This is a genomic window from Epilithonimonas xixisoli (genome assembly GCF_004365655.1).
GTDB classification, from domain to species: domain Bacteria; phylum Bacteroidota; class Bacteroidia; order Flavobacteriales; family Weeksellaceae; genus Epilithonimonas; species Epilithonimonas xixisoli.
In genome coordinates this window covers 154768-178861 of record NZ_SOEO01000001.1, presented here as the reverse complement: position 1 = coordinate 178861, position 24094 = coordinate 154768, and the positions used below count along the sequence as shown (strand labels likewise).

Annotated in this window: 29 protein-coding genes; 19 read left to right on the top strand and 10 right to left on the bottom strand. The window is 35.8% G+C overall.

What is annotated here, in order from left to right; all coding sequences use genetic code 11:
• Positions 1-34: 34 nt before the first annotated feature.
• The 4 genes from B0I22_RS00825 to B0I22_RS00810 form a co-directional block, all read right to left on the bottom strand.
• Positions 35-886 carry a transketolase gene (locus B0I22_RS00825; protein WP_133942716.1) on the bottom strand — a complete coding sequence of 284 codons (852 nt, stop codon included), beginning with the start codon at positions 884-886 and terminating at the stop codon, positions 35-37.
• A gap of 126 nt (positions 887-1012) precedes the next feature.
• Positions 1013-1636 carry a porin family protein gene (locus B0I22_RS00820; RefSeq protein ID WP_133942715.1) on the bottom strand — a complete coding sequence of 208 codons (624 nt, stop codon included), beginning with the start codon at positions 1634-1636 and terminating at the stop codon, positions 1013-1015.
• A gap of 221 nt (positions 1637-1857) precedes the next feature.
• Positions 1858-2382, bottom strand: coding sequence for a hypothetical protein (locus tag B0I22_RS00815; RefSeq protein WP_133942714.1), 525 nt, complete (start codon positions 2380-2382; stop codon positions 1858-1860).
• 60 nt (positions 2383-2442) lie between these two features.
• Positions 2443-3390 carry a PhoH family protein gene (locus B0I22_RS00810; protein WP_133942713.1) on the bottom strand — a complete coding sequence of 316 codons (948 nt, stop codon included), beginning with the start codon at positions 3388-3390 and terminating at the stop codon, positions 2443-2445.
• 102 nt (positions 3391-3492) lie between these two features.
• Between B0I22_RS00810 and B0I22_RS00805 the strand changes: the two genes are divergently transcribed.
• Positions 3493-4320, top strand: coding sequence for an SAM hydrolase/SAM-dependent halogenase family protein (locus B0I22_RS00805; protein WP_133942712.1), 828 nt, complete (start codon positions 3493-3495; stop codon positions 4318-4320).
• A 93-nt stretch (positions 4321-4413) separates the two neighbouring features.
• Here the strand turns inward: B0I22_RS00805 and B0I22_RS00800 are convergent, their stop codons facing one another.
• The gene (locus B0I22_RS00800) at positions 4414-6588 is read right to left on the bottom strand and encodes a M12 family metallo-peptidase (protein WP_133942711.1); all 2175 of its coding nucleotides are present in this window, start codon (positions 6586-6588) and stop codon (positions 4414-4416) included.
• A gap of 280 nt (positions 6589-6868) precedes the next feature.
• Between B0I22_RS00800 and B0I22_RS00795 the strand changes: the two genes are divergently transcribed.
• The 6 genes from B0I22_RS00795 (at position 6869) to lnt (ending at position 12846) form a co-directional block, all read left to right on the top strand.
• Positions 6869-7423 (top strand): CopD family protein, encoded by a 555-nt coding sequence (locus B0I22_RS00795; RefSeq protein ID WP_133942710.1) that lies wholly within the window; start codon positions 6869-6871, stop codon positions 7421-7423.
• Positions 7424-7554: 131 nt separating this feature from the next.
• Positions 7555-8283, top strand: coding sequence for an ABC transporter permease (locus B0I22_RS00790; RefSeq protein WP_133942709.1), 729 nt, complete (start codon positions 7555-7557; stop codon positions 8281-8283).
• A gap of 38 nt (positions 8284-8321) precedes the next feature.
• On the top strand, positions 8322-8903 hold the full coding sequence (locus B0I22_RS00785; RefSeq protein ID WP_133942708.1) for a hypothetical protein: 582 nt from the start codon (positions 8322-8324) through the stop codon (positions 8901-8903).
• 2 nt (positions 8904-8905) lie between these two features.
• The gene (locus tag B0I22_RS00780; protein ID WP_133942707.1) at positions 8906-9199 is read left to right on the top strand and encodes a hypothetical protein; all 294 of its coding nucleotides are present in this window, start codon (positions 8906-8908) and stop codon (positions 9197-9199) included.
• Positions 9200-9250: 51 nt separating this feature from the next.
• Positions 9251-10924, top strand: a complete 1674-nt coding sequence (gene gldG, locus B0I22_RS00775; RefSeq protein ID WP_133942706.1) for a gliding motility-associated ABC transporter substrate-binding protein GldG — start codon at positions 9251-9253, stop codon at positions 10922-10924.
• Between the two features lie 266 nt (positions 10925-11190).
• Positions 11191-12846 carry an apolipoprotein N-acyltransferase gene (lnt, locus tag B0I22_RS00770; RefSeq protein WP_133942705.1) on the top strand — a complete coding sequence of 552 codons (1656 nt, stop codon included), beginning with the start codon at positions 11191-11193 and terminating at the stop codon, positions 12844-12846.
• Positions 12847-12920: 74 nt separating this feature from the next.
• On the opposite strand, the gene B0I22_RS00765 is transcribed toward lnt, so the two are convergent.
• The 5 genes from B0I22_RS00765 to B0I22_RS00745 are packed head-to-tail and all read right to left on the bottom strand — an operon-like array spanning position 12921 to position 15355.
• Positions 12921-13424, bottom strand: coding sequence for a DinB family protein (locus tag B0I22_RS00765; protein WP_133942704.1), 504 nt, complete (start codon positions 13422-13424; stop codon positions 12921-12923).
• A 30-nt stretch (positions 13425-13454) separates the two neighbouring features.
• Positions 13455-13904 carry a GNAT family N-acetyltransferase gene (locus tag B0I22_RS00760; RefSeq protein WP_133942703.1) on the bottom strand — a complete coding sequence of 150 codons (450 nt, stop codon included), beginning with the start codon at positions 13902-13904 and terminating at the stop codon, positions 13455-13457.
• Complete coding sequence (locus tag B0I22_RS00755; protein WP_133942702.1) at positions 13894-14205, bottom strand: barstar family protein; 312 nt, start codon at positions 14203-14205, stop codon at positions 13894-13896. Before B0I22_RS00755 ends, B0I22_RS00760 begins: the two co-directional genes overlap by 11 nt.
• Before the next feature lies 1 nt (position 14206).
• On the bottom strand, positions 14207-14818 hold the full coding sequence (locus tag B0I22_RS00750) for a Zn-dependent protease (protein ID WP_133942701.1): 612 nt from the start codon (positions 14816-14818) through the stop codon (positions 14207-14209).
• Between the two features lie 9 nt (positions 14819-14827).
• Positions 14828-15355, bottom strand: coding sequence for a ribonuclease domain-containing protein (locus B0I22_RS00745; RefSeq protein ID WP_133942700.1), 528 nt, complete (start codon positions 15353-15355; stop codon positions 14828-14830).
• A gap of 123 nt (positions 15356-15478) precedes the next feature.
• On the opposite strand from B0I22_RS00745, the gene B0I22_RS00740 reads away from it, so the two are divergent.
• The 12 genes from B0I22_RS00740 to rpmI all read left to right on the top strand — a co-directional run bounded on the left by B0I22_RS00740 (position 15479) and on the right by rpmI (position 23994).
• The gene (locus B0I22_RS00740) at positions 15479-16603 is read left to right on the top strand and encodes an acyl-CoA dehydrogenase family protein (RefSeq protein WP_133942699.1); all 1125 of its coding nucleotides are present in this window, start codon (positions 15479-15481) and stop codon (positions 16601-16603) included.
• An 80-nt stretch (positions 16604-16683) separates the two neighbouring features.
• Positions 16684-17076 carry a DUF1801 domain-containing protein gene (locus tag B0I22_RS00735; RefSeq protein ID WP_133942698.1) on the top strand — a complete coding sequence of 131 codons (393 nt, stop codon included), beginning with the start codon at positions 16684-16686 and terminating at the stop codon, positions 17074-17076.
• 9 nt (positions 17077-17085) lie between these two features.
• Positions 17086-17529, top strand: coding sequence for a hypothetical protein (locus B0I22_RS00730; RefSeq protein WP_133942697.1), 444 nt, complete (start codon positions 17086-17088; stop codon positions 17527-17529).
• Positions 17530-17614: 85 nt separating this feature from the next.
• Positions 17615-18079, top strand: a complete 465-nt coding sequence (locus B0I22_RS00725) for a pyrophosphohydrolase domain-containing protein (protein ID WP_133942696.1) — start codon at positions 17615-17617, stop codon at positions 18077-18079.
• A 10-nt stretch (positions 18080-18089) separates the two neighbouring features.
• Positions 18090-18635, top strand: coding sequence for a TlpA family protein disulfide reductase (locus B0I22_RS00720; RefSeq protein WP_133942695.1), 546 nt, complete (start codon positions 18090-18092; stop codon positions 18633-18635).
• 133 nt (positions 18636-18768) lie between these two features.
• A complete protein-coding gene (locus B0I22_RS00715) occupies positions 18769-19380 on the top strand; it encodes a DUF4230 domain-containing protein (RefSeq protein WP_133942694.1) in 612 nt (203 codons plus the stop codon).
• A gap of 11 nt (positions 19381-19391) precedes the next feature.
• Positions 19392-19571: a hypothetical protein gene (locus B0I22_RS00710; RefSeq protein WP_133942693.1), complete on the top strand. Its 180-nt coding sequence runs from the start codon at positions 19392-19394 to the stop codon at positions 19569-19571.
• Positions 19572-19725: 154 nt separating this feature from the next.
• The gene (locus B0I22_RS00705) at positions 19726-20223 is read left to right on the top strand and encodes a hypothetical protein (RefSeq protein WP_133942692.1); all 498 of its coding nucleotides are present in this window, start codon (positions 19726-19728) and stop codon (positions 20221-20223) included.
• A gap of 181 nt (positions 20224-20404) precedes the next feature.
• Entirely contained in the window at positions 20405-20902 is a 498-nt protein-coding gene (locus B0I22_RS00700; protein WP_133942691.1) for a hypothetical protein, read from the top strand.
• 154 nt (positions 20903-21056) lie between these two features.
• Positions 21057-23000 (top strand): threonine--tRNA ligase, encoded by a 1944-nt coding sequence (gene thrS / locus B0I22_RS00695; RefSeq protein ID WP_133942690.1) that lies wholly within the window; start codon positions 21057-21059, stop codon positions 22998-23000.
• A gap of 70 nt (positions 23001-23070) precedes the next feature.
• Complete coding sequence (infC, locus tag B0I22_RS00690; RefSeq protein ID WP_133942689.1) at positions 23071-23601, top strand: translation initiation factor IF-3; 531 nt, start codon at positions 23071-23073, stop codon at positions 23599-23601.
• A gap of 195 nt (positions 23602-23796) precedes the next feature.
• A complete protein-coding gene (rpmI, locus tag B0I22_RS00685) occupies positions 23797-23994 on the top strand; it encodes a 50S ribosomal protein L35 (protein ID WP_034965196.1) in 198 nt (65 codons plus the stop codon).
• Positions 23995-24094 lie beyond the last annotated feature (100 nt).

The following is a 24094-nucleotide window of genomic DNA, read 5'->3' as shown; positions in this document are numbered from 1 at the left end:
AGAAAAAATGTGATTTTTTTCAAAATAGCAAGCGTTAATAATCTGCCGGAGCTTCTAAGTACAACTGTTTGAAAGCATTTTCCAATTGCTCATCATTTGGAGCTTTTCCGTGCCAAGAGTGGCTTCCCATCATATAATCTACACCACTTCCCATCTCTGTATGCAACAAAATCGCGACAGGTTTTCCGTTTCCAGTTTCTGCTTTTGCTCTGTTTAGAATTCCGATAACTGCTTCTAAATCGTTACCATTCTTCTCTTCCAAGACCAACCATCCGAAGGCTTCTAGTTTTGCTCTCAAATCTCCGAGTGACAAAACATCGTCTGTGTCACCATCAATTTGTCTTCCGTTGAAATCGATTGTTGCGATAATATTGTCCACTTTTTTGGCTGCTCCGTACATCAACGCCTCCCAGTTTTGACCTTCCTGCAATTCGCCATCACCGTGAAGTGTATAAACCAAAGAATCGTCGCCGTTTAGTTTTTTACCTTGCGCTGCGCCTAAAGCAACTGACAAACCTTGGCCCAGAGATCCTGAAGCGATTCTTACGCCTGGCAAACCTTCGTGTGTAGTCGGATGACCTTGCAATCTGGAATTCAGTTTTCTGAAAGTAGCCAATTCTGCTACCGGAAAGAAATCAAATCTTGCCAAAGTACTGTAAAATACAGGCGAAATGTGACCATTGGAAAGGAAGAACAAATCTTCGTTTTCACCTTCCATTGTGAATGGTAATTTGTAATTCATAACCTCACCGTACAATGCAACGAAATACTCTGTACATCCGAGAGAACCACCTGGATGACCGCTGTTTACGGCGTGAACCATTCTAAGAATGTCTCTTCTAATCTGCCTAGAAAGGCTTTTCAAATCTTCAATAGATTTACTCATTATAATAGCTTTACTTTGATGCGAAAATACGATTTTTTCGGGATTAAGAAAATGAAAATCAGGAATTAAATCAACAAAAAAAACTCTGATTTGCATCAGAGTTTAATTTTAATATTTAAAAATTGATTAGAATTTGTAGCCTACACCGATTTGGAAGAAGCTGTTTTTCGTTGATATTTCATCTTTGAATTCTCCGTTATACAGATTACTTACGCCAAAATTGTATCTAGCATCAAAGAACAAGCCCATTGGTAGTGTATATTCTGCCCCGATAAATGGCGCTAAGTTTAAACTACTTGTATCTTCTATATCATTTGTTTCAGATCCAGAATCTCCGTCTTCTGTCCACGTTTCTTCTTCTTTCGCAGAAAGTATAAATCCAAAGTTAAGACCAGCTGTAAGTGCAAAAGACTCTGTTGGGTAATATTTTGCACCAATAGGAAGCTGTAAAGTTCCTAATTTATGTTTTAACTCATATTTATCACCACCTACAGATTCAGAGTATTTTGCGCCCATAGGAGAATAAAGCAACTCCGCTTGTAATCCAAACTTATCCGTTAACTTATGCTCTACCAAAGCTCCCACATAGAAGGTTGACATTGCATCCATTTCGTCCATATCTTCTTCATCAACTCCATCTATTTTTGTATTGACAGAAGACAAAGCATAACCAGCTTTTACCCCGAATTTTGTTTGAGCATTCATAGCTCCACACAGCGCGATCGCTCCGATTAAAATAATTTTTTTCATGATAATGATTTTTAGTTGTTATTAAATGTTAAATTAACTTAAAACGTTGCTAAATTAACAATTAATTTGAAACAACAAAATTATTATTAACATAATTCAAAATTTTAAATGAAAATATCATTAAACAATCATTTAATATTTTATTCTAAAATAGCTACCACAAACGAAAACTCCGATGCAAACACCGGAGTTTATATTAAAAAATATTTTTTATTAATTAATTATTTCAGGTAAAAATTGTAACCTACAATCACAGCACCTACAGATTCTTTACCCGGAACTGGTCTGTCATTGTAATATCTTCTGTCGTGATCACCCGAAATACTTTGGTAACCTACATACAATTCACCGGTTGGCATATTATACATAAATTTTGGAAGTGCATACAATCCACCATTTACATACTCATTGGTTGAAATCGCATATCCTAAATCTAATCCTACAGCAATTGGCGCTCCTGTGAAAGAATACTTACCAGAAACGGCCACAGGAATAAATCCGAAATCTTTGCCTTTGTAAGACCCGCCTTCATATCTATAACTTTTTGCCACATAATGAGAATATCCAGTTGCCACTCCTAAGTCGAAGTTCTTTGCAATATTCCATCTGTAAGCCGCATCCAAACCTAAAGTAAATGGAGAATTACCAGTAGTTGGCGCTCCAATGTGAGCTCCTAGCTTGAATCCTTCCTGCGCTTGAGTAAACCCAAAAACGGCTATTGCAGCCGCAACAAAAATCTTTTTCATAGTTTTAAAAATTTAAAATTCTAACTATGCTTTACAACTTCTGTTCCAAAAAAAGGATTTCTATTTTTTCTCAATACTATTATAAGCCATAATGATTTTCTTCACCACAGGATGTCTCACAACATCTTCTTCGGATAGATGAACAAACCCAATTTCTTCTACATCTTTCAAAATTGTCATCGATTCTTTGAGTCCTGATTGTTGGTTTTTTGGTAAATCTACCTGACTAGGATCTCCGGTGATGATGAATTTTGCATTCATTCCCATTCTCGTGAGGAACATTTTCATTTGAGAATGTGTTGTATTTTGTGCTTCATCTAAAATTACAAAAGCCTCATCCAAAGTTCTACCTCTCATAAATGCTAATGGCGCAACTTCTATCACGCGCTTTTCCATAAAGCCTTCCAGCTTCTCGTGCGGAATCATATCCCGAAGCGCATCATACAAAGGTTGCATGTATGGATCCAGCTTTTCTTTCAAATCTCCAGGCAGGAAACCAAGACTTTCCCCAGCTTCTACCGCAGGTCTTGTTAAAATAATTCTTTTAACTTCTTTATCACGCAAGGCTCGTACGGCTAGCGCAACGCTGGTATAGGTTTTTCCGGTTCCCGCAGGCCCAATGGCAAAAACCATATCTTTCTTTTCCGATGCCTTTACGAGTTTTTTAAGATTGGTCGTTTTCGCTTTGATAACTTTTCCATTGACGCCTTTTACGATGATGTCCTGGTCAAAAATCAATTGTTTTTCCGACTCGTCTTTCAGCTTCAGAATAGATTCTAATTGTTTAATTTCTAAAGAATTGTGCTTGGAAATATAATCTGAAACATCATCAAGTTTTTGTTTCAGCAAATCCAAGGTTTCTCTGTTCCCCATTGCAAATACAAAGTTGTCTCTGCCTGTGATTTTGAGCGTTGGGAAGCTGGATTTTATCAGGTTGAAGTTTTGATTCTGCACACCATAAAAAGTTTTGGTGTTGATGCCCTCAAGTTCATAATTTATTTCGAACATAAATAATATTAGTGGTTAGTCTAACAAATATATGAATAGATTTGACATGAATTGAGGCTTTTAAAAATTGAATTATATTAAATTTGCAATAAATTAAAAGATATGGCTGTCATTACTCTCACTTCGGATTATGGACTTGTGGATCACCGCGTCCCAAGCATAAAAGGGAAAATTCTCAGTTGGAGCGAGGAAGTAAAAGTAGTGGACATCACCCACAACATTACAGCGTACAACCTTCTTCAAACGGCTTACATTGTGAGAAATGCCTACAAATTCTTTCCGGAAGGCAGCATTCATATCGTGGCGGTAGATAGTTTTTATCATAAAAACAGAAAAAACATTCTTGCCAAAATAGACGGACACTATTTCATATGTGCAGATAACGGCATCACCAATCTGATGTTTTTTGATATTAAACCAGAATCTATCTACGAGATTACACTAAACAATCGATTTGATGACAAGGTGATTTTTCCCGCAACAGAGATTTTTGTACCTGCAGCGATGCATCTTTACAAAGGTGGATTACCGGAAGTGATTGGACGAAAAATCAAATCTATAAAAGATGTTTCCTTCCCAAGAGCGATTTACAATGAAAATGAAAAGATGATTGTTGGCGAAGTGATGTACGTGGATAATTTTGGAAATGTAGTCTCCAACATCAGCCGGAAGTTTTTTGATAAGTACGCCTCTGTTTCAGAAAAATACACGGTTAAATTCCGGAATATTGTGGTTTCAAAAATATCAGATCAGTACACAGACATCGTGACCGATTGGGAGAGAGAACCGGAATCTCACGGGAAATCGTCTGTCATTTTCAATGATACAGATTTGCTGGAAATTACGATTTACAAAGGCAGCGTTTTGAATGGTGCTTCTACTCTTTTCGGAATGAGCACTGGTGAAAAAATCTATGTGGAGTTTGAATAATTTTAAATTTTCTTTAATTAAACCTTCAACATTTGAAATAAAAAAAACCGACATTGCTGTCGGTTTTACTATTAAATATCGTTTCGAGTAATCTTATTCTTTGATTAACTTCTTGTTGAAACTTTCCTTATCTGTTTTGATTTTCACTACATAGTTTCCAGTTTTAAGTTTGGAAATATTGAATGAATTCTTAGATAAACTTTCTTTATCAAATTGCTTTACCAATTTTCCAGAAATATCATAAACCTCAACTGAAGTTATTTTTGAAACTCCCGCCAATGTGAAATGATTTTTCACTGGGTTTGGAGACAACAAAATGTCTTTAGAACTTGCAACATCATCAACTCCAAGTACGGCACAACTTAAATTAGCAATAAATCCTTTGTTATTTACCATTTGATCTGATCTGAAAACAAGTGTGATTGCACCTGTAGCGTGAGTGGATGTGAATGGACCTCTGATGGTAGTTCCAGACATATTATTTGCGCCAGTGAAAAGTGGAGAGTTCGCAGCCGGACCATTTCTTACTGTTAGGAAATCGTAACCCGTTTCAAGATCAAACTCTGTGAAAGTTAGTTTCAATTTTTCATTTGCGTTATCTGGATAGAAAGTTTTGGTCCAAGACTCTTGGTCTGTGTAGTTGGCCTCTGCACCTCCGGAATCGGTAATTGTTTTACCACACCAGTTATCATCTGTCCAAATAATTTGGCTTCTTTGGAAAGCTGCAGAACATTCTGTTCCTACTTCTACTCTATAGAATGAATTGGGAGATAAATCTGTAATATCAAATACTTTGTTTGCACTCAATCCAGACTTCACAGGTGTTCCATCTATTTTGGTAACCCTGTATTTCCATTGCGTAGATGTAGCATCTGTAACAGTAACCGTTGCTGTATTTTTAGTAACGTTTGCGACAGTCATATTTGTAACAGTCACATTACATGCAGTCGTACAATCTACACCCAGACATGCTTTAGATTCTACGGTTTGTCTAATCAAAGCGCCAGGCTGATCACCAAATCCGTTGGTAAAATTGATTCCGACAGAAGGCATCAAGTGACAGTAACTCATAATAGTCCCACCATTGGTAGGTATTACATCTGACGTACAGTCAAGTCCTTCGTTCTGAATTAATACTGGCCTAGCAGTAGGACCACACCAATCGATAGGTGTAGAATCTCCATTCCAAGCACAAGCATGTGTATGTGGAGAACCTAAAGAATGCCCCATCTCATGAGTCATTGCCATAATCGTCCAAGAATAAGTAGGAATATTCCCATAAGTCATATTGATTCCAGAATAAGCATATCTCGCTGTCGTACAAAGAGAGTTGAGATAAGCAACACTTGTAGTTGACGGGTAATTGACAAGATGAGCAAGATCTCCGTCAAAACTTGTTCTTGTGTTTCTAAAGTTAGCAAGATTTTGGCTGTAATCTCCGGTGTAAGGATCTGCAGTTTCCCAAACGTAAACAGTCTTAAGAGACATCTTCACACCATCATTCACGTATAAAGTATTGATGTTGTTGTGAACCGCAGAAATCCAGTTGATTGTAGTCTGAACATCCGAGCCATTTTGCTCAAAAGGTTTGTAGGCAATCTCATAATAAACTCTTACACAAGCATTCGTCATCTGAGGAGCCTTGGAAGCCTTAGGATCAAAACTGATTTTTTGAGTTTCTTTATCCATCACTTCATCTACTGCGCAGATGAACGGGTTGGTTCCTGTCAACTTTTGATCATTATAAACCACAAAATCTTCGGACTGGACTGCTTTTCCTAAAGTGACATTACCAATTTTGTTGGCAGATGCAACTCCTATTACATCATTATCAAAAAAACTGAAGGCAACAACAGAAGTCTCATCACCTTTTACGATTCCTCTGTAGAAAACACCTTTTTTGTATGCAACATTATCCTTTAGGTTAGTCTTAGCTTTGAAATCATTGGAGTAGATATCCACCTTTACCATTTCCACGGTCAATTCTCTGTCTTCAAAGGGAAAAGTAAATTCCACTGCATCTGGTCTGTTTTGTACAAGAGTCGTCAACTCCGATTTATCAAGCTTCAAAACTTGTGCATCTCTTGCAGCTTGTCTGTACACTGCTTTTTTAGAACTAGCCTCATCTACCGAGAAAAGACTTACTTTTTTAAAACTCACTCTTTTGGAGTGATAATCTTTCACCTCTCTAGCAACGTGTCGCAATGACTGTGCAGAGAAAAATGAAAATACCAAAACTGTCAAAAACAGTTGTAAAATTTTCTTCATATAATACTTTTTATTAAGATTAATGATACAAAAAAAGCGATTATTTTCCACATTCCCTTTCAAAAATGAAATTTTAACTATTTAATCTTAATTTAAAAAATTCCGCAATATTGCTTTAAAAGACCTTTTAAAATAAAAATATTTCTCAATAAACATCTTTTCTGTATTTTTTATTAATGAAAATATTATCTTCTCAAATATATTTATCACGTTCTTTTTTCATATCGTATTCATATTTTATCTTCTATCAATAAAAAGTATCTTTGCAAAAAAATTCCCAATGCTGTATTCCGTGATAAAAGCGATTCACATTATTTTTATGGTAAGTTACTTTGCCGGGATTTTCTATTTGGTAAGACTTTTTGTTTATTATAAAGACACAGACGAGTTTGATGAAGTAAAACAGAAAATTCTCAGAAATCAATACATCTTTATGGCAAGCAGACTTTGGAATATCATCACTGTTCCAGCAGGATTTTTGATGTTACTTTCTGGACTGACAATGATTTATCAAAATTCAGGATTAATGAAAACACCTTGGTTCCATTTGAAATTGACATTTTTAGTCGGACTTGGAATCTACCATTTCTGGTGTTGGAAAAAAGTGAAAGAACTCAAAAAACTGAATGGTGATATTTTATCAACCACCAACATCAAACTTCGACAGTTTAATGAGATTGCCACTTTCATTTTATTTGCCGTCGTGTTTACAGTAATCCTCAAATATTCCGTTATAGAATATTGGTGGCAATTGCTTCTCGGATTTATCGGAATCATCATTTTGATAAGTTCAATCGTCAAACTTGTTAATAAGAAAAAAGAATCAAGAAAATAAAAAAGGCTTCCCTTCGTCAAGCTCAGGATAAACTTCACCTCAGCCTGACAGGAGATTGTCATCCTGAGGCTCTCGAAGGACAAAAAAAACGAAATAATCAATTATCATTTATCAACTATCATTCATCATCTATGATTGCAATATTCAAAAAAGAACTTTGGAATTTTTTCGGAAACTGGAGCGCGTGGATCATCATCGGCGCATTCAGTATTATTTCCGCCCTTTTTCTTTTCTTTTTCGAGAACAATTTTAACATTTTCGAAATTGGAAGCGCTTCCATACAGAGTTTCTTCGTGCTTTCGCCTTGGCTTTTTATGTTCATCATTCCGGCTATCAGTATGCGAACTTTGGCTGAGGAACAACAATCCGGAACTTTGTTTTGGCTGTTTTCTCAACCTGTAAAAATCACCGAAATCGTTGGTGGAAAATTCCTCTCCGTTTGGTTGGTTGGGATTTTGTGCTTGTTGCCATCTTTGGTTTATTACTACACGGTTTACGTTTTGGGAGTTCCGGAAGGCAATATTGATGGAAGTATGACATTTGGAAGTTACATCGGATTGATTATTTTGATTGCCGCTTTTTCCGCAGTTGGAATTTTGGCCTCCTCACTTTCATCAAACCAAATTACGGCTTATCTTTTGGGTGTTTTCATTTGTTTCATCGCGTATTTCGGGATTGAGCAATTGGCAAGTTACAAATTGCTCGGAGGCGCAGATTACATTTTGCAAAATATCGGATTCTATCAGCATTTCTTGGCTTTCACGAGAGGACAGATTGATACAAGAGACGTTTCTTATTTCTTATTTGTTATTTTTTTGGGATTAGGATTGGCGAGTTGGTTTGTCTGGAAAAAGAAGTAAGAGAAGAGACAAGAAAAAAGTAAAAAGATTCAAGAAAAATGAAGCTATTTGAAAAATCAAAACAAGAAATTATTGAGCAATTAATTATCATTGCCAATAATTTTGAAGCTACCAAAGAAAATTACCTTCTTTCATATCCTCATTTTTTGAATTATTTTAAAAATATTGAATCAATCAATTTAGAAAATGTAATTATAGGAATAAGCTTCACATATTCTTGGATGCCAACAATTTTGAAATCAATAAAACTTGAAAATCCTGAAAACATTATTTCAATTTTAAATGATGCAAAAAACGGAAAACAAATAAATGAAAAAGGACTTAGTATTTTAAAAACCGCTTTTAACAATTCGCTTGTTGGAACTTCTAAATTATTGCATTTTATCAATCCAAATCATTATGCAATTTGGGATAGCAGAGTTTTTAGATTTTTAAATAATGAAGAGCCTCATAAATATAAATTAGAAAAACCAGAAGCTTATCTTAAATATCTCAAACTGATTGAAGATTTAAAAACAGAAAAAATTTTTAAAGATTTCTACAAATTAATGATTGAAAAAGTTGGTTACCAAATTACAGAACATAGAGCTTTGGAACTCGCATTTTTTAAAGGTAAATAAATATGATAACTTACAGAGAACAAATTATTGAAACTATAAATAATCTGATAGAAGCAAGACAAATCGTATTTGAGCAAATCATAAATCTTGCAATGTCTGATGAACTTAAACATTTACAAGATGCTTTTGATGAAGGAGATGTTTATTCATTTTCTTTGAAACATTTTGAAAATTTGGAAGATGAAAATATTCAAAATTTGGTAAAACTTTGTCAAACGAACGAACAGACAATTTTTTCAATGATGAATACAAATGGAATCAAAGATGAGGAAGTAAATTTGAATGAAGACAATTAAAAACAAAAAATCCATCAACAGACAACTAACAACTGTCAACTATTATTAAAGATGAATAAAAAAAATAAAATCACACTTATCATTATCACAGTTCTTCTCATCATCGGGATGAGCGGATTGGTTTACAAACGTTTCGATTTGACGGCGGAAAAACGATACACACTGTCGGATTCCACCATCAAAGTTTTGGAAAACGTGAACAAACCGATGATGATAGAAGTCTATCTGGATGGGGATTTCCCAGCTTCTTTCAAACAACTTCAGAACGAAACCAAATTTATGCTGGACGAGTTCCGAAAAATAAATCCAAAAATTGATTACAAATTCCGTGATCCGATTGCAGAGAAAATCCCTCAGGACACGCTGGCTGGAATGGGAATGCAGCCTTCCATCCTGCCTGATATGAAAAAAGGGAAAGTCTCGGAAATTGTGATGTTTCCATACGCGGCGATTAAATACAATGGTTATGGAACAGCGGTTCCGCTCATCATTCAGCAATCTGGAATCGATGCAAGCACGCAACTTAGCAAATCCATCGAAAGTCTGGAATATAATTTTGCATCCACTATTAAAGGTTTATCCGAAGAAACTGCGAAAAATGTTGGATTTTTGGTTAATCAGCAAGAGTTGAGTCCTGATGAATTCCAAGGATTTTTGGATGTTGCGATGGAAAATTACAACGTAGGACCCGTGATTCCGGAAAACAAAACCGAACTTTCATTAGCCGACGTCCCGAAACTAAAACAAATGGATGCGCTCGTGATCGCAAAACCAAGAAAAGCTTTTACAAATAATGAGAAAGTGATTCTGGACCAATACATTATGAACGGCGGGAAAATGCTTTGGATGCTGGACGCTGTGAATGCCGAAATGGACACGCTTTTCCAAGCAAAAAAAATAATGGCTTATCCGCTTGACCTTAATTTGACAGACTTTATGTTTAATTATGGATTGAGGATCAATCCGGCTTTGACAAAGGATATGAAGAAGTCGGCTTTGATTAGGATAGTTTCCGGCGAAGTGGCTGGCAATCCTCAATATAGCAGTTTTCTTTGGCCTTATTTTCCGCTGGGAATTGCTGACAACGCGACCGTTTCCAACATACATCCGATTACTAAAAACATCAATCCTGTAAAATTCGAGTTTCCAACTTCAATTGATACTTTGGGAAGAAAGAATATCAAGACCAGAGTTCTTTTCGAATCGAGCGAAAGAACCATCAGCAAAACGGTTCCGAATTATGTTGCGCTTTCGGAAATCGTTCGCGCAGACAGCATCGGCGAGATGGAACGTCCTACGCCACCGAAGATTTTCGCAGTGGCTTTGGAAGGGAAATTCACCTCAGCTTATTCTGCAAGAAGTGAGAAAAATGCTTATCCGGATTTCAAATCGCAAAGTCCAGAAAACAAAATGCTCGTGATTGCCGATGGCGACATTGCAAGAAACCAAATCTGGAAAGGAAAAGCATTGCCTTTGGGCGAAGATTTGCTTACAAAAGCGCAGTACGGCAATGCGCAATTCCTCAGAAATGCCCTAGATTATCTTTTGGATGACAGCAATCTGATGGAACTCAGAAACCGCTCGATTGAAATCCGTTTGCTGGACAGAGAACGCGTGGACGAAGAACGTTCGAAATGGCAATGGATTAATTTGCTTTTGCCATTGGGGATTTTGGGGATTTTAGGAGCTGGATTTTATTTTATTAGGAAGAAAAGGTTTTCATAATAGATTTCGAAATTGACAAGCGACGAAGTCGCGACATATTGGTAGAAAAAATAATTCATCATTAGAGAAGGTGCGAAGCTCCGAAATGTTTTTACCAATATTTCGGAGCTTCGCACCTCAATGATTGAAATGCTATTGTTTTCTACCTACATATCAGTGCTTCGCACCTTTTAATTATAATTCAATTTTTCTACTGATATTTCGATACTTGTCATCTTTTATTCATTCCAATATGAGTATTTTTGTCTAATCTTATTTTGACAATAATGAAAAACCTTCTATTAGCTTTAATATCCGGAGTTTTACTCGCCATTTCCTGGCCGACTTACGGGATTCCGTTTTTTATATTTTTTGCGTTTGTTCCTTTATTAATGATGGAACATAATATTCAGAAATTCAGCAATATAAAAAAGAAAAGCTTAGCAATATTTGGTTTGTCTTATCTCACATTTGTCATTTGGAATGCGGTTACGACGGGTTGGCTTTACAATTCCAAACTTCCGGACGGGAGCAATTCTCTCTTGGCGGTTTTGTTTCCGGTTTTGACCAATTCTTTTTTTATGGCTTTAGTTTTTTTAGCCTATCATTTTTATAAGAAAAGTCAGGGAACATATTTCGGGTTGGTATTTTTTGTGGTGATTTGGATGGCTTTTGAGAAGTTGCACTTGGTTTGGGAATTCACCTGGCCGTGGTTGAATCTCGGAAATGTCTTTGCAGATTATCATCAATTGATTCAATGGTACGACACTTTGGGTGCAACGGGCGGAAGTTTCTGGATTTTGATTTGTAATGTATTGGCATTTTACACTTTGAGAATTTGGGAAGCTGGAAGAATCAGAAAATCATTAATAAAAAATGTATCGATGTTGGCAGGTTTCATTGTTTTGCCGATGTTGATTTCTTTAGTTAAATATTACAATTATTCGCCAAAATCTGTCGGAACGTTGAATGTTACAATGCTTCAGCCGGCTTTAGACCCATATAATGAGAAATATCAAAAAGACAGTTTGACGATTCAAAGTGACCTTTTAAAATTAGCTTCAGAAAATTCAATTATAAAATTCAGAGGAAAAGAAACTCAAAACATCGACCTTTATCTCGCGCCGGAAACTTCTTTGCCTGGACTAGGTTCTATCAGCGAGAGAGGATTTAATAATAGTTTGCTCATTAATAATATAAAAACATTTCTCACCCAACATCCGAAATCGGTTTTCTCAGGTGGAATTTCCAGCCATTATGTTTATGCAGATGATGAGGAAAAGCCTGTCACAGCAAGCTTCTTGGAAAGACAAGGCATTTGGGTGGATGAATATAATTCTGCAATACAAATCATCCCGAACCAACAGCCGGAAGTCTATCACAAAGCGATGTTGGTTCCTGGCGTTGAGATTTTCCCTTACATCAATTTCTTCAAACCAATTTTGGGTAATGTGATGCTTGATTTAGGTGGAACAACACGTTCATTGGGAGTTTCGACAGAAAGAAAAGTGTTCGCCAATCCTTACAACAAATCCGTGATTGCACCCATCATTTGCTACGAAAGTGTCTATGGAGAATATGTGACCGATTATGTAAAAAAAGGCGCAAACCTTCTAACCATCGTTACCAACGATTCTTGGTGGGGATTTTCGCAAGGTCATAAACAATTGTTGGCTTACGCAAAACTCCGTGCCATAGAAACCCGAAGAGAAATCGCAAGGTCTGCAAACAGCGGAACCAGTGCGCACATCAATTCCCGAGGTGATATTGTGGACGATTTGCCTTACGGCGCAAAAGGTGCTTTGATAGCGAAAGTGAATCTTATAGACCACGAAACTTTCTACACGAAAAGTGGCGATTTTCTTTCCCGACTTTCATTGTTTGTGATTGGGGCTTTGTTGTTGTTTATTCCGGGGAGAAAGTATTTGACTAGGAAGAAATAAGTTGGAGGGTTTGAGAGTTTGAGTGTGGGAGTGATATAAAACCCTCATACACTCCGACTCTCAAACTCTCCAACTCAAAAATTCGGCAAATATCTTTCCTTAATAATATTCAAATGATGAATGTTGTGACCAACGGTTAATTTCCCAATCGTCTCCACTTTTATTTCATTTCCATTTACTATTCCTATTAATTGCAAAGCTTCAACGGGAAGTGTTTTAAAGAATTTGATTGATGATTTCCTCGTCACTTTGAATTCCTTAATCAAGCTTTTCAAAGTTCGGGTTTCTGCGTAAGAATTGTCTGCCCAAGCTTCTTCATCAAAACCGGAAACCAAAGATTGGTCTTTTCTGGAAAATCTCAAAGCGCGATAAGCAAAGACTTTTTCGGTATCGATGAGGTGTTGCAAAAGCGTTTTCAAACTCCATTTTCCTTCGGCGTAAGCAAAGTTGCCTTGTTCTTCGGAAAGTGATTCGTAGATTTCTAATGTTTCTGCCGAAGAAGTTTTCATCTCCTCAATCCAATTTTCTGATGGAACAAGGTCGAGATAACGCTGGATATATTTTTCGAAATCGGTCATTTTTAATTATTAATTGTTAATTATAAATTATTAAGAAACTTCCCATTCATAAAAATTAACTTCATCGTATTTTTTGAAACCTGCGCTTGGATACAATTGATTTCCAATCATATTTTCTTTGCTGGTTTCGAGATACATTCCGCAAGAATTAGATGTTCTACAAAGTTCTTTTGCTTTATCAATCAAGTCTTTGGAATAGCCTTTTCCACGAAATTCTGGATTGACGTAAAGGTCATTCAACAACCAATAACGTTTCATTCTTGTGGACGAAAACAGCGGATAAAGTTGGACAAATCCACCTAATTTTCCATCTTCTTCCACAACAAAAATTTCGGAATCTTGTTTTTCTAATCTTTCGGATAGGAATTGTTCAGCTCCGGAAATATCGGAGCTTTTGTGGTAGAACATTCTGTATTCATCAAACAATTGAGCAAGTTGGGAAAGGTCGTCAATTGTCGCTTTTCTTGTATTATTCTTCATTTTCATCTAAATTTTCATCGTCATCCTCATATTGTTCAAGGTAATAGCTGAACGTAAAATCTTCTTCCTCTTCTTCTATTTCCTCTAACATTGTTAATAAATCTTCAAAAGTTTCCAATTGGTCAACGCTCATATTGACAAACTCAAGATGTAGAGGCAGTTCCACATATCCTTTGAGAGAGTCATTTAATGCATTTAGATTATCTCCAAAATAATCCGGCAATTCTAATTTTGATTTCAGTTCAGTATAAAAATCTTCGTCATCTCCGATGTTTAAAAAATCGATTAATATTTCTTTCATTTTAATTAAATTTCCAATGTTTTGTTTTTAAATAATCTTTGCACTTTTCGCAAAAATCGGTTTCATCATCTGTAGGATTTCCACCTTCTGCATCTCGCATAAAGCAAGTTTTTTCGGGACAATGTTTCAAACCTTGCGTATGACCAATTTCGTGAATGATTATTTTGTAAAATTGTTCTTTTCTTTTTGATGCATCGAGTCTGAAGGAAGATGCAACGCAAGCTTTTCCTGGGCGATAACCTAAGCCCATTATTCCAAAATCCTTCACATTTCCTTTGGTTGTGCTAATATCTTTTGTGGTCAAACCAACTTTTACAAAATTAGGCTTTGTTTGAGAACTCAAAAATTTAATGATTGAATCCGCTCTGTATCTATTTCTAGGTTGATAATAAGAATTTTCCGGAAAATCGATTGGTAATAAAATTTCAACATTCGGATAGATTTTCTGAATTTGTGAAGCAATATTTTCAACATCATCAGCTTTTATATCCTTAAAAGGTTGAAGTTGCAAAACGACTTTCTCAGAAGTTTCAACAACCTTAGATTCTTGATTTTCTTTACACGAAATTAAAAAAAGAATTACGAAAAAACTGTTTAATAAAAATACTTTCATCGAAAGTTGTTATTTTTTTTCAAAACTTTTGTAATGATTTTTCGTCAGCCAAACATCTCCGTTTTTGGTAAAGACAATTCTGTCTGCACCACGGTTTCCACAATCGTAGTTTACATCTGCTTCGTAATATTGTTCGCCTTTTGGCAATTGCTTTTCACGATTGCTGAACTTATCACCACCAATTGCAACGCCTGCCAAAACATCACAGAGATTCCCTTTGGACGGAACCCAGCCTTTGCTTTTAGCTTCAGATTTTGTGATGTAAAAATCAGGTAATTTATGATTGGATTTGACGTAAGAAATAACTTTTTCATCATTTGTCAATTCTTCTATTGAACCAGCTTCAGAAGGTTTTTCGGTATCAAATTCAGTTTTCTCTTTGTTTTCAGATTTGGCAACTTCCGACTTCCGATTTTCTGCTTCCATCGAAATTTCATTTCTCTTCTCGATTTTGTAATTCGTAATCAGATACATCATCGATATGCCTGCAAAAGCACCGATGAGAAAGAATAAAAGGGTTTTTAGTTTCGGATTCATTGTGAAAAAATTCTATGCTAAAATAATGAAAACCTCGATTCTTAAAGCATAAAAATCAATTTTTAAAAATAATTTATCCTAAACCTAATTTTTATATATTTGAAGCCAAACTTAAATATAAAAATGGACAACTTAAAAATGATAGCCGAAACAGCGAAAGACTTTGCTGAGAAAAACATCCGCCCAAACATTATGGACTGGGACGAGAGCCAAACTTTCCCTGTAGAATTGTTTCACCAATTGGGAGAACTCGGTTTTATGGGAATTGTAATCCCTGAGGAATATGGCGGTTCGGGACTTGGTTATCAAGAATATGTGACCATTTTGGACGAGATTTCTCAAGTTGACCCATCAATTGGATTATCCGTTGCTGCGCACAATTCCCTTTGCACGAATCACATTTATGAATTCGGAAATGAGGAACAAAGAAGAAAATGGTTGCCAGATTTAGCTTCCGGAAAAGTGATTGGAGCTTGGGGATTGACAGAGCACAACACAGGTTCAGATTCCGGAGGGATGTCCACTACTGCTGTTAAAGATGGTGACGATTGGATTATCAACGGTGCAAAAAACTTCATCACACACGCTATTTCTGGCGATATTGCAGTGGTAATGACAAGAACGGGAGAAAAAGGAGCAAAAAATAATTCCACAGCTTTCGTTCTGGAAAAAGGAATGGCTGGTTTCACTTCTGGTAAAAAGGAAAATAAATTAGGAATGCGCGCTTCCGAAACGGCAGAATTAATTTTCGACAACGTTCGCGTTCCGGATTCTCACAGGTTAGGAGAAGTTGGAAGCGGTTTCAAACAAGCAATGAAAATTTTGGATGGCGGTCGTATTTCTATCGCAGCATTGAGTTTGGGAATTGCAAGAGGTGCTTATAAAGCGGCTTTGAAATATGCACAAGAAAGACACCAATTCGGAAAATCGATTTCAAGTTTTCAAGCGGTTAACTTTATGTTGGCGGATATGGCGACAGAAATTGATGCTTCAGAATTGCTAATCAGAAGAGCTTCTGACCTTAAAAATGCTAAAGCAAAAATGACAAGAGAAGGCGCAATGGCTAAATTGTATGCTTCCGAAGCTTGTGTTAGAATTTCTAATAATGCAGTTCAAATCTTCGGTGGATATGGTTATACGAAAGATTTCCCTGTTGAGAAATTCTACAGAGATTCTAAATTATGTACGATTGGCGAAGGAACTTCTGAAATCCAGAGATTGGTGATTGGAAGAGATATTTGCGATTAGAATTTTAAATAATTAGCAATTAAAATAATTAAGCCCTTTCAGAATTTATAACTTTGAAAGGGTTTTTAAATATAAACAAAATGAATTCTGACATCATTTCATACAACCAAAATCTTGAAGTAGAAGATGAAAAGATTGCAAATATTCTTTCAGAAGAAATTTACAAGCATCTTCCTGAAGCTGAGAATAAGATTTGGCACGCTCATCCCGTTTGGTTTTTGAATGGAAATCCGATTGTTGGATACAGCAAACAAAAACGGGGAATTCGATTGATGTTTTGGAGTGGAAAATCTTTCGATGAATCACAACTGAATGTTGAAGGTGAGAAATTCCAAGATGCTTCGATATTTTATAATGATTGGAATGAGATTAATAAAGATGATTTGGAACGTTGGCTGGAAAAATCAATAAATATCCAATGGGATTATAAAAATATTGTGAAACGGAAAGGAGTATTGGAACGATTGAAGTAATTTTGAAATATGACAACTGAAAACGAAAGAATCCATTTATATTTTGTTCAAGCAATTAATACTTGGGATAATATTGGCATCAATGAAAATGATGAAAATATAATTTCGAAATTTATTGAGAAAAGAATTCCTGAGAAATATGCAAAATTACTCTTGATTTATTTACCAATAATTTTAACTCGCAAAATTTTCAATAAAATAAATTTTCCAGATGAATATATTGAAATGAATAGAAATCTGGAAATTTCTAGAAATTTTAGTGAAAATAATTTCTTTATTGTTTTAAAATCATCTCTTGACAATTATGTAATTAGAAACTTTAAGAAAGATTTAATTATGAAAATCGCAGGTAGAAGTGCTGAATTTAAAGTATTAAATCAATTCTTGTTAGAAGGCAAAGAAATGAATGAATTGCAGAATATTCAGTTTACAAAACTCCATATCATCAATTAAAATCTAACTCAAAAAACATTTTAATTTTATAAATGCTGTCTCCTTGGACGGCATTTTTTATATTTGTTAAAATTTTAGAAAAACAATGGAAAAATTAGATAGCCTGAATCAGGTAGCCGAATTTCACAAAACCTTCAACGCGCCAATTCTTGACACGCCTCAGATTCCTTCAAAAGAGCGTACCGCTTTGAGAGTTAGCCTTTTGCAAGAAGAATTGGACGAGTTGAAAAAAGCCATCGAAGACAATGACCTTGTGGAAGTTGCAGACGCACTTTGCGATTTGCAATATGTTTTGAGCGGTGCTGTTTTGGAGTTTGGCTTGGGAGAGAAATTCGTGGAATTGTTCAATGAAGTTCAGCGTTCTAATATGTCGAAAGCTTGTGATAATGAAGTTCAGGCTCAGGAAACTGTAGAATTCTACAAAGCCAAAGGAACCGATGCTTATTATGAAAAATCTGGCGACAAATACAATGTTCACCGCGTTGCAGACAACAAGGTTTTGAAGAACAAATATTACTCTGCGGCAGACATCGCTTCTCTATTAAAATAAAAAACTAAGGATGAAAAAAATTTCAATATTATTAGGAATCATTGTATTGACAAGCATTAATTCTTGCGCAGAAAGAGTCATCGTCAACCGTGAAGTTGAGTCTAAAAACGATGGCAAAATGTTGCTTGGAACTCAAACGCTTGACCAGTTCAAAAAAGAACCTTTCAAAACTTGGTTTGATGAAGAGTACAATCGTTATCAAATTGACCAGACAAGCCTCTCAGAACTGAAAAAAGAAAAACTCAACAGTTACAGTTTAGTCGTTTTCGTGGGAAGCTGGTGCGAAGACAGCCACAGAGAATTCCCAAGATTGATTAAGATTTTGGACGCTTTGAAGTACAACACAGACAAAATGCAAATCATCGGCGTCAACCGCAAAAAAGAATCTCCAGCTGGCGAAGAAGGCATCTATAACGTGACCAGAGTCCCGACCATCATTGTTAAAAAATATGGCAAAGAAATTGGAAGAATCACAGAAATGCCAGAAACTGGATATTTGGAAAGAGATTTGCTTAACATTCTGAAAAAAGATAATAATTCAGGTTTATTTAAATAATAATTTGGGCAGCTATTCCGCCTTCCGTTCCCAATCTTTTTGCCTTGGCTTATCCAGCCACAAAAAAGGATTTCCACTCAAGTGGGGCTGCATAAGATTCCACGTTTAAACATTGCTGACAAATTCAAAATCAATGATAAAATACACAGGTTTACTTTCTTTCTTTTTCGGAATCATTTTGACGGTTTTCATATTCTTGTCTTGGAGAAGTTGCAACAAAAAAGAAGATGGCGCTTTGGTAAATCAAGATTATTATCTGATTACAAATCAAATCCAGAAGATGAACAAAATGGTGGTTTTGGAACAAGATTTCTCCAGCTTTCAGACTCACAAAAGTTCTGCGGCTACAGTTGCAGGGTTTGACATTCTTCCGAGAGAAATGGTTCTTTACACCACTGCAAAAGCACAAGTTTCATACGATTTGAAACGGATGAAAATCGATGTTGATACAATTAATAAAAAATTGATTCTACAAGAAATCCCTCAGCCTGAAATCAAAATTTTCCCAGATGTGAAAATCCACTTTATGGACGATTACGCCATCAATCGGTTTTCCCAAAAAGAAATCAACGGCGTGATGGAATCTGCTAAGAAAAATATGACAAAAAGTGTGAATCAGGCTAGTTTGAAACAGCAGAGCCAAAAACAGTTGAAAGAGAATCTCAACGATATTTTCGTTTTGGCAAAAGCCTTGCATTATTCTATTGAAGATAAGACCAACACTTTTCCTTCAAATGAATTATAAATACAGTTGTTATGAATCCAGATAAAAAACAAGAAAACAACAATTCTGCAGAGCAGAAAAAACAGACCGAAGATTTCAAAAACATTCCAGCAGCTTCGGATAAAAAAAATCCGCCTGACATCGATAAAAAAGACATCGACAAAAGTTCCAACGTGAACAAAGATGGAAAAACAGACAACACAGAAAAGTAGATTTTTTTGCAGAAAATTCAATAAGCCTTTCATTTTTTTTGAAAGGCTTATTTATTTAATAAATTTAATGTATATTTAACATTAGGAATTCGAAGATAAAAATTCGATTCCGAATGTGTTCTTTAAATTTCGTTTCATCAAAAACATTACAGCTATGTCTTATATTGTTGTAGGGCTTTTCCGCAATCAGGCGGAAGCAGACAAGGTCCTTTTAAAATTAGAAAATGCTGGTTACTACGATTATAGTGTTTCTCATTCTGAAAAAGAAATGACTAAAAATGTAGATATTGAGAAGAAAAATGGGTTTTGGAATTGGTTGTTTGATGACAATCATTTGGAAAAAGCCCGATTCGAATATGCAAGTATAGACCACAACACGATCACCGTACATCTGCCAACCGAGCAAGACGCACACATCGTGAGAGATATTCTGGACAACAATGGCGCTGTGAATGTAGAGGAAACAACTCAGGATTATATGACTGAAAATTATGCTAATGCTCATCGGGAATACGTGATTTCCGAAAGCCGAAATGCAAAAATCATTGCGAAAGCGAAAAACAATCTATTCTTTACCAATAGCAGAAGACATCACCACCACGAAAATTGGATTGCTGATGAGCCCGATGGATTGGGTTTTAAAATCAGTTAAAAATTTTAGTCATAATTACCCATTATGTTTTTTTAGGAGTTAACGTGAACCTTCCGATATTTTCGGAAGGTTTTTTTATCTATTAGAATAATAAAATATGTTAAAATCATTTCCAATTACTTTTCTGCCACAATTTTTGTTTGGTTGATACAAATAAGTTTAACCACCAAAAAATATTATTATGTCTTACACTATTATTGGGATTTTCCCAAACGACGCAGAAAGCAGGAATGTGATCACAAAATTGGAAGAAGCTGGATTATATGATTACAGCATTTCCAAATCCGAAGTAGAAGCACTCGAAAAAATCGACACAGACAGAAAAGCCAGCTTTTTCGATTGGCTATTTGACAGAGACACGGTAGAAAGAGATCGCTACGAATATGCAAGTATCGACAGCAGCACGATTTCCGTTTATACAGAAACCGAAGAGGATGCCAACGCGGCTAAAGAAATATTGGATGACAACGGTGCGATAGATGTGGAAGAAAAAACAAGAACTTACCTTGCAGACAAATATCCCGACACGCCAAACGAATATCCAATATCCGAAAGTAAAAGAGCAAGAATCATTGCAAAGGCAAAAAATGATCTTTACTTTACAGATGAAAGAACGCCTTCTAATACGCCAGAACAAGGAATGGTGGACAAGATGGATTCGCTTGGTAAAAAAGATTAATCCAGAATATTCTAATTTAATTTTACATCAATATGATAAGAGCTGATTTTCGGCTCTTATTTTTTTTGATTTAATGAAATGATTCCACAAAAAATACAACATTGTGATATGAGTGAAATTTCGTAAATTTGCACACATTATTTTTTAAACCATTATGCTAAAAATTACACTTCCTGATGGTAGCATCAGAGAATATGAAGGAGCAGTTACGCCACTTCAAGTTGCGCAAAGTATCAGTGACGGTTTGGCAAGAAACACCATTTCTGCCATCGTAAACGGACAACAGACAGAAGTAGAAACCACGATAACGGAGGATTCTACAGTGCAACTTTTGACGTGGAATGACGATATGGGTAAAAAAGCATTCTGGCATTCTTCTGCTCACTTGTTGGCTCAGGCAATTATGGAATTTTATCCTGATGCAAAGCTTACAATTGGGCCTGCAATCGCTAACGGATTCTATTATGATGTAGATTTCGGAGGAGAACCATTGTCTGAAAAAGACTTCGAAAAACTGGAAAAGAAAATCTTAGAAAATGCTAAGAAAAATTCTACTTTCAACCTACGTGAAGTTTCCAAAGCTGACGCACTAAAAGAATACGCAGACAATCCTTTCAAAACAGAATTGATTGAAAATCTGCCCGATGGCGAAATTACTTTTGTGACCCACGATAACTTCACAGACCTTTGTAGAGGTGGACACATCCCATCAACAGGAATTGTAAAAGCTGTAAAAATATTGAATGCAGCCGGAGCTTATTGGAGAGGCGATGAGAAAAATCCTCAGCTGACAAGAGTTTATGGTATTTCTTTTCCTAAACAAAAAGAACTGACAGAATATCTTGAAAGACTTGAAGAAGCTAAAAGACGTGACCACAGAAAATTGGGTAAAGAATTAGGAATTTTTGCATTTTCAGAAAAAGTTGGTGCCGGACTTCCACTTTGGTTGCCAAAAGGAGCTGCGCTTAGAAAAAAATTAGAAGAATTCCTTTCCAAAGCTCAGAAAAAACAAGGTTATGAATTCGTGATTTCTCCGCACATTGGAGCGAAAGAATTATACATCACTTCAGGACACTGGGAAAAATATGGCGAGGATAGTTTCCAACCCATCAAAACACCTAATGAAGGTGAAGAGTTTTTATTAAAACCAATGAACTGCCCGCACCACTGCGAAATTTATAAGGCTCAACAATGGTCTTATAAAGATTTGCCAAAGCGTTATGCTGAATTTGGTACAGTTTACAGATATGAGCAGTCTGGAGAATTGCACGGCTTGACGAGAGTTCGTGGATTTACTCAAGATGATGCGCACCTTTTCTGTACGCCAGACCAGTTATTGCAGGAATTTGAAAAAGTGATTGACCTTGTACTTTATGTTTTCGGTTCACTTGGATTTGCTGATTTTACGGCTCAAATTTCATTAAGAGACAAAGAAAACAGAGACAAATATATCGGTTCCGATGAGAACTGGGAAAAAGCAGAAAACGCCATTGTAACAGCGGCGAAAGCTAAAGGTCTAAAAACTGTAACTGAATATGGTGAAGCCGCTTTCTACGGTCCGAAGCTTGACTTTATGGTAAAAGATGCGTTGGGAAGAAGCTGGCAGTTGGGAACAATTCAGGTAGATTACAATTTGCCGGAAAGATTTGACCTTTGGTACAACGGAAGCGATAACGAGAAGCACAGACCAGTAATGATTCACAGAGCGCCGTTTGGTTCTATGGAACGTTTCATTGCGATTTTGATAGAAAATACAGCGGGAGATTTCCCACTTTGGTTGAGTCCGGAGCAGTTTACTATTTTGCCGATCAGTGAAAAATATTCAGATTATGCAAAAAAAGTTTCAGAATCATTGGAAATTCACGATATTTGCGGATTGATTGACGACAGAAACGAGAAAACGGGAAAGAAAATCCGTGATGCCGAATTGAAAAAGTTACCATTTATGCTTATCGTAGGTGAGAACGAGGAAAATAACGGTACGATTTCTGTAAGAAGAAGAGGCGAAGGTGATTTGGGAGAAATGAAAGTAGAAGACTTCATTACTTATTTCAAAGAGCAGGCAAAACCAGCATTTGAATTGGGAGCAAACCAATAAGCCTTAGAACAAATTATTAATTTTAAAATTTAAAACCATAGCACTAAAAAGAAACAACAGCAGAGGTCCGATGAGACGTCCAGTCCAAGAAGACCTTCATCAAATCAACGATAAAATCCGCGCAAGGGAAATTCGTTTGGTTGGAGAAAATGTAGAACCTGGAGTTTATCCATTGTCTAAAGCTTTAGAAATTGCAAGAGAGCAAGAGCTTGATCTTGTGGTAATTTCTGATAAAGCAGAGCCTTACATTTCTCGTATTTTGGATTATAAAAAATTCTTGTACGAGCAAAAGAAGAAAACCAAAGAGCTAAAAGCGAAGCAAGTAAAAGTAGTTGTAAAAGAGATCAGATTTGGTCCTCAGACAGATGATCACGATTATGACTTCAAGAAAAAGCACGCTGAAAAATTCTTGGAAGAAGGTTCTAAATTGAAAACTTACGTTTTCTTCAAAGGACGTTCTATCATTTTCAAAGACCAAGGAGAAATTCTTCTTTTGAAACTTGCCCAAGATCTTGAGCATGTTGGGAAAGTAGATCAGCTTCCTAAGCTAGAAGGAAAAAGAATGATTATGATGATGAGCCCTAAGAAGCCTGCAAAATAATATTGATATAATTCGATTTCTATATAAAACCTCAAATTCGTTTTTGAGGTTTTTTGTATTTTGAATTAATCAAATCAAACACAGATTTTACAGCCACAGTTTCAGAATTTTTTTGTAGTTTTGCAAACTATTATTCTTAATTACGTTTAGGAATATTAAAATAGATATTGATAACAAAACATAAAAAGCAAAACAATGCCAAAATTAAAAACGAAATCAGGTGCTAAAAAGCGTTTTGCTCTTACCGGAACCGGAAAGATCAAAAGAAAAGGTGCTTTCAAAAGCCACATCTTGACAAAGAAAGAAACTAAGCAAAAGAGAAATCTGACGCAAACTTCTTACGTTGCAGAAGTGGACAAGAAAAGCGTTCTACGTCAATTAGCGTTAAAGTAGTTTTTATAAATCATTTCGGTTTATAAGAATTCAAAAAAATTCAACAATTAACCCTGAAATGGAGCAACTAAGAGAATGAGGATTTGAGAGTTTGAGAATT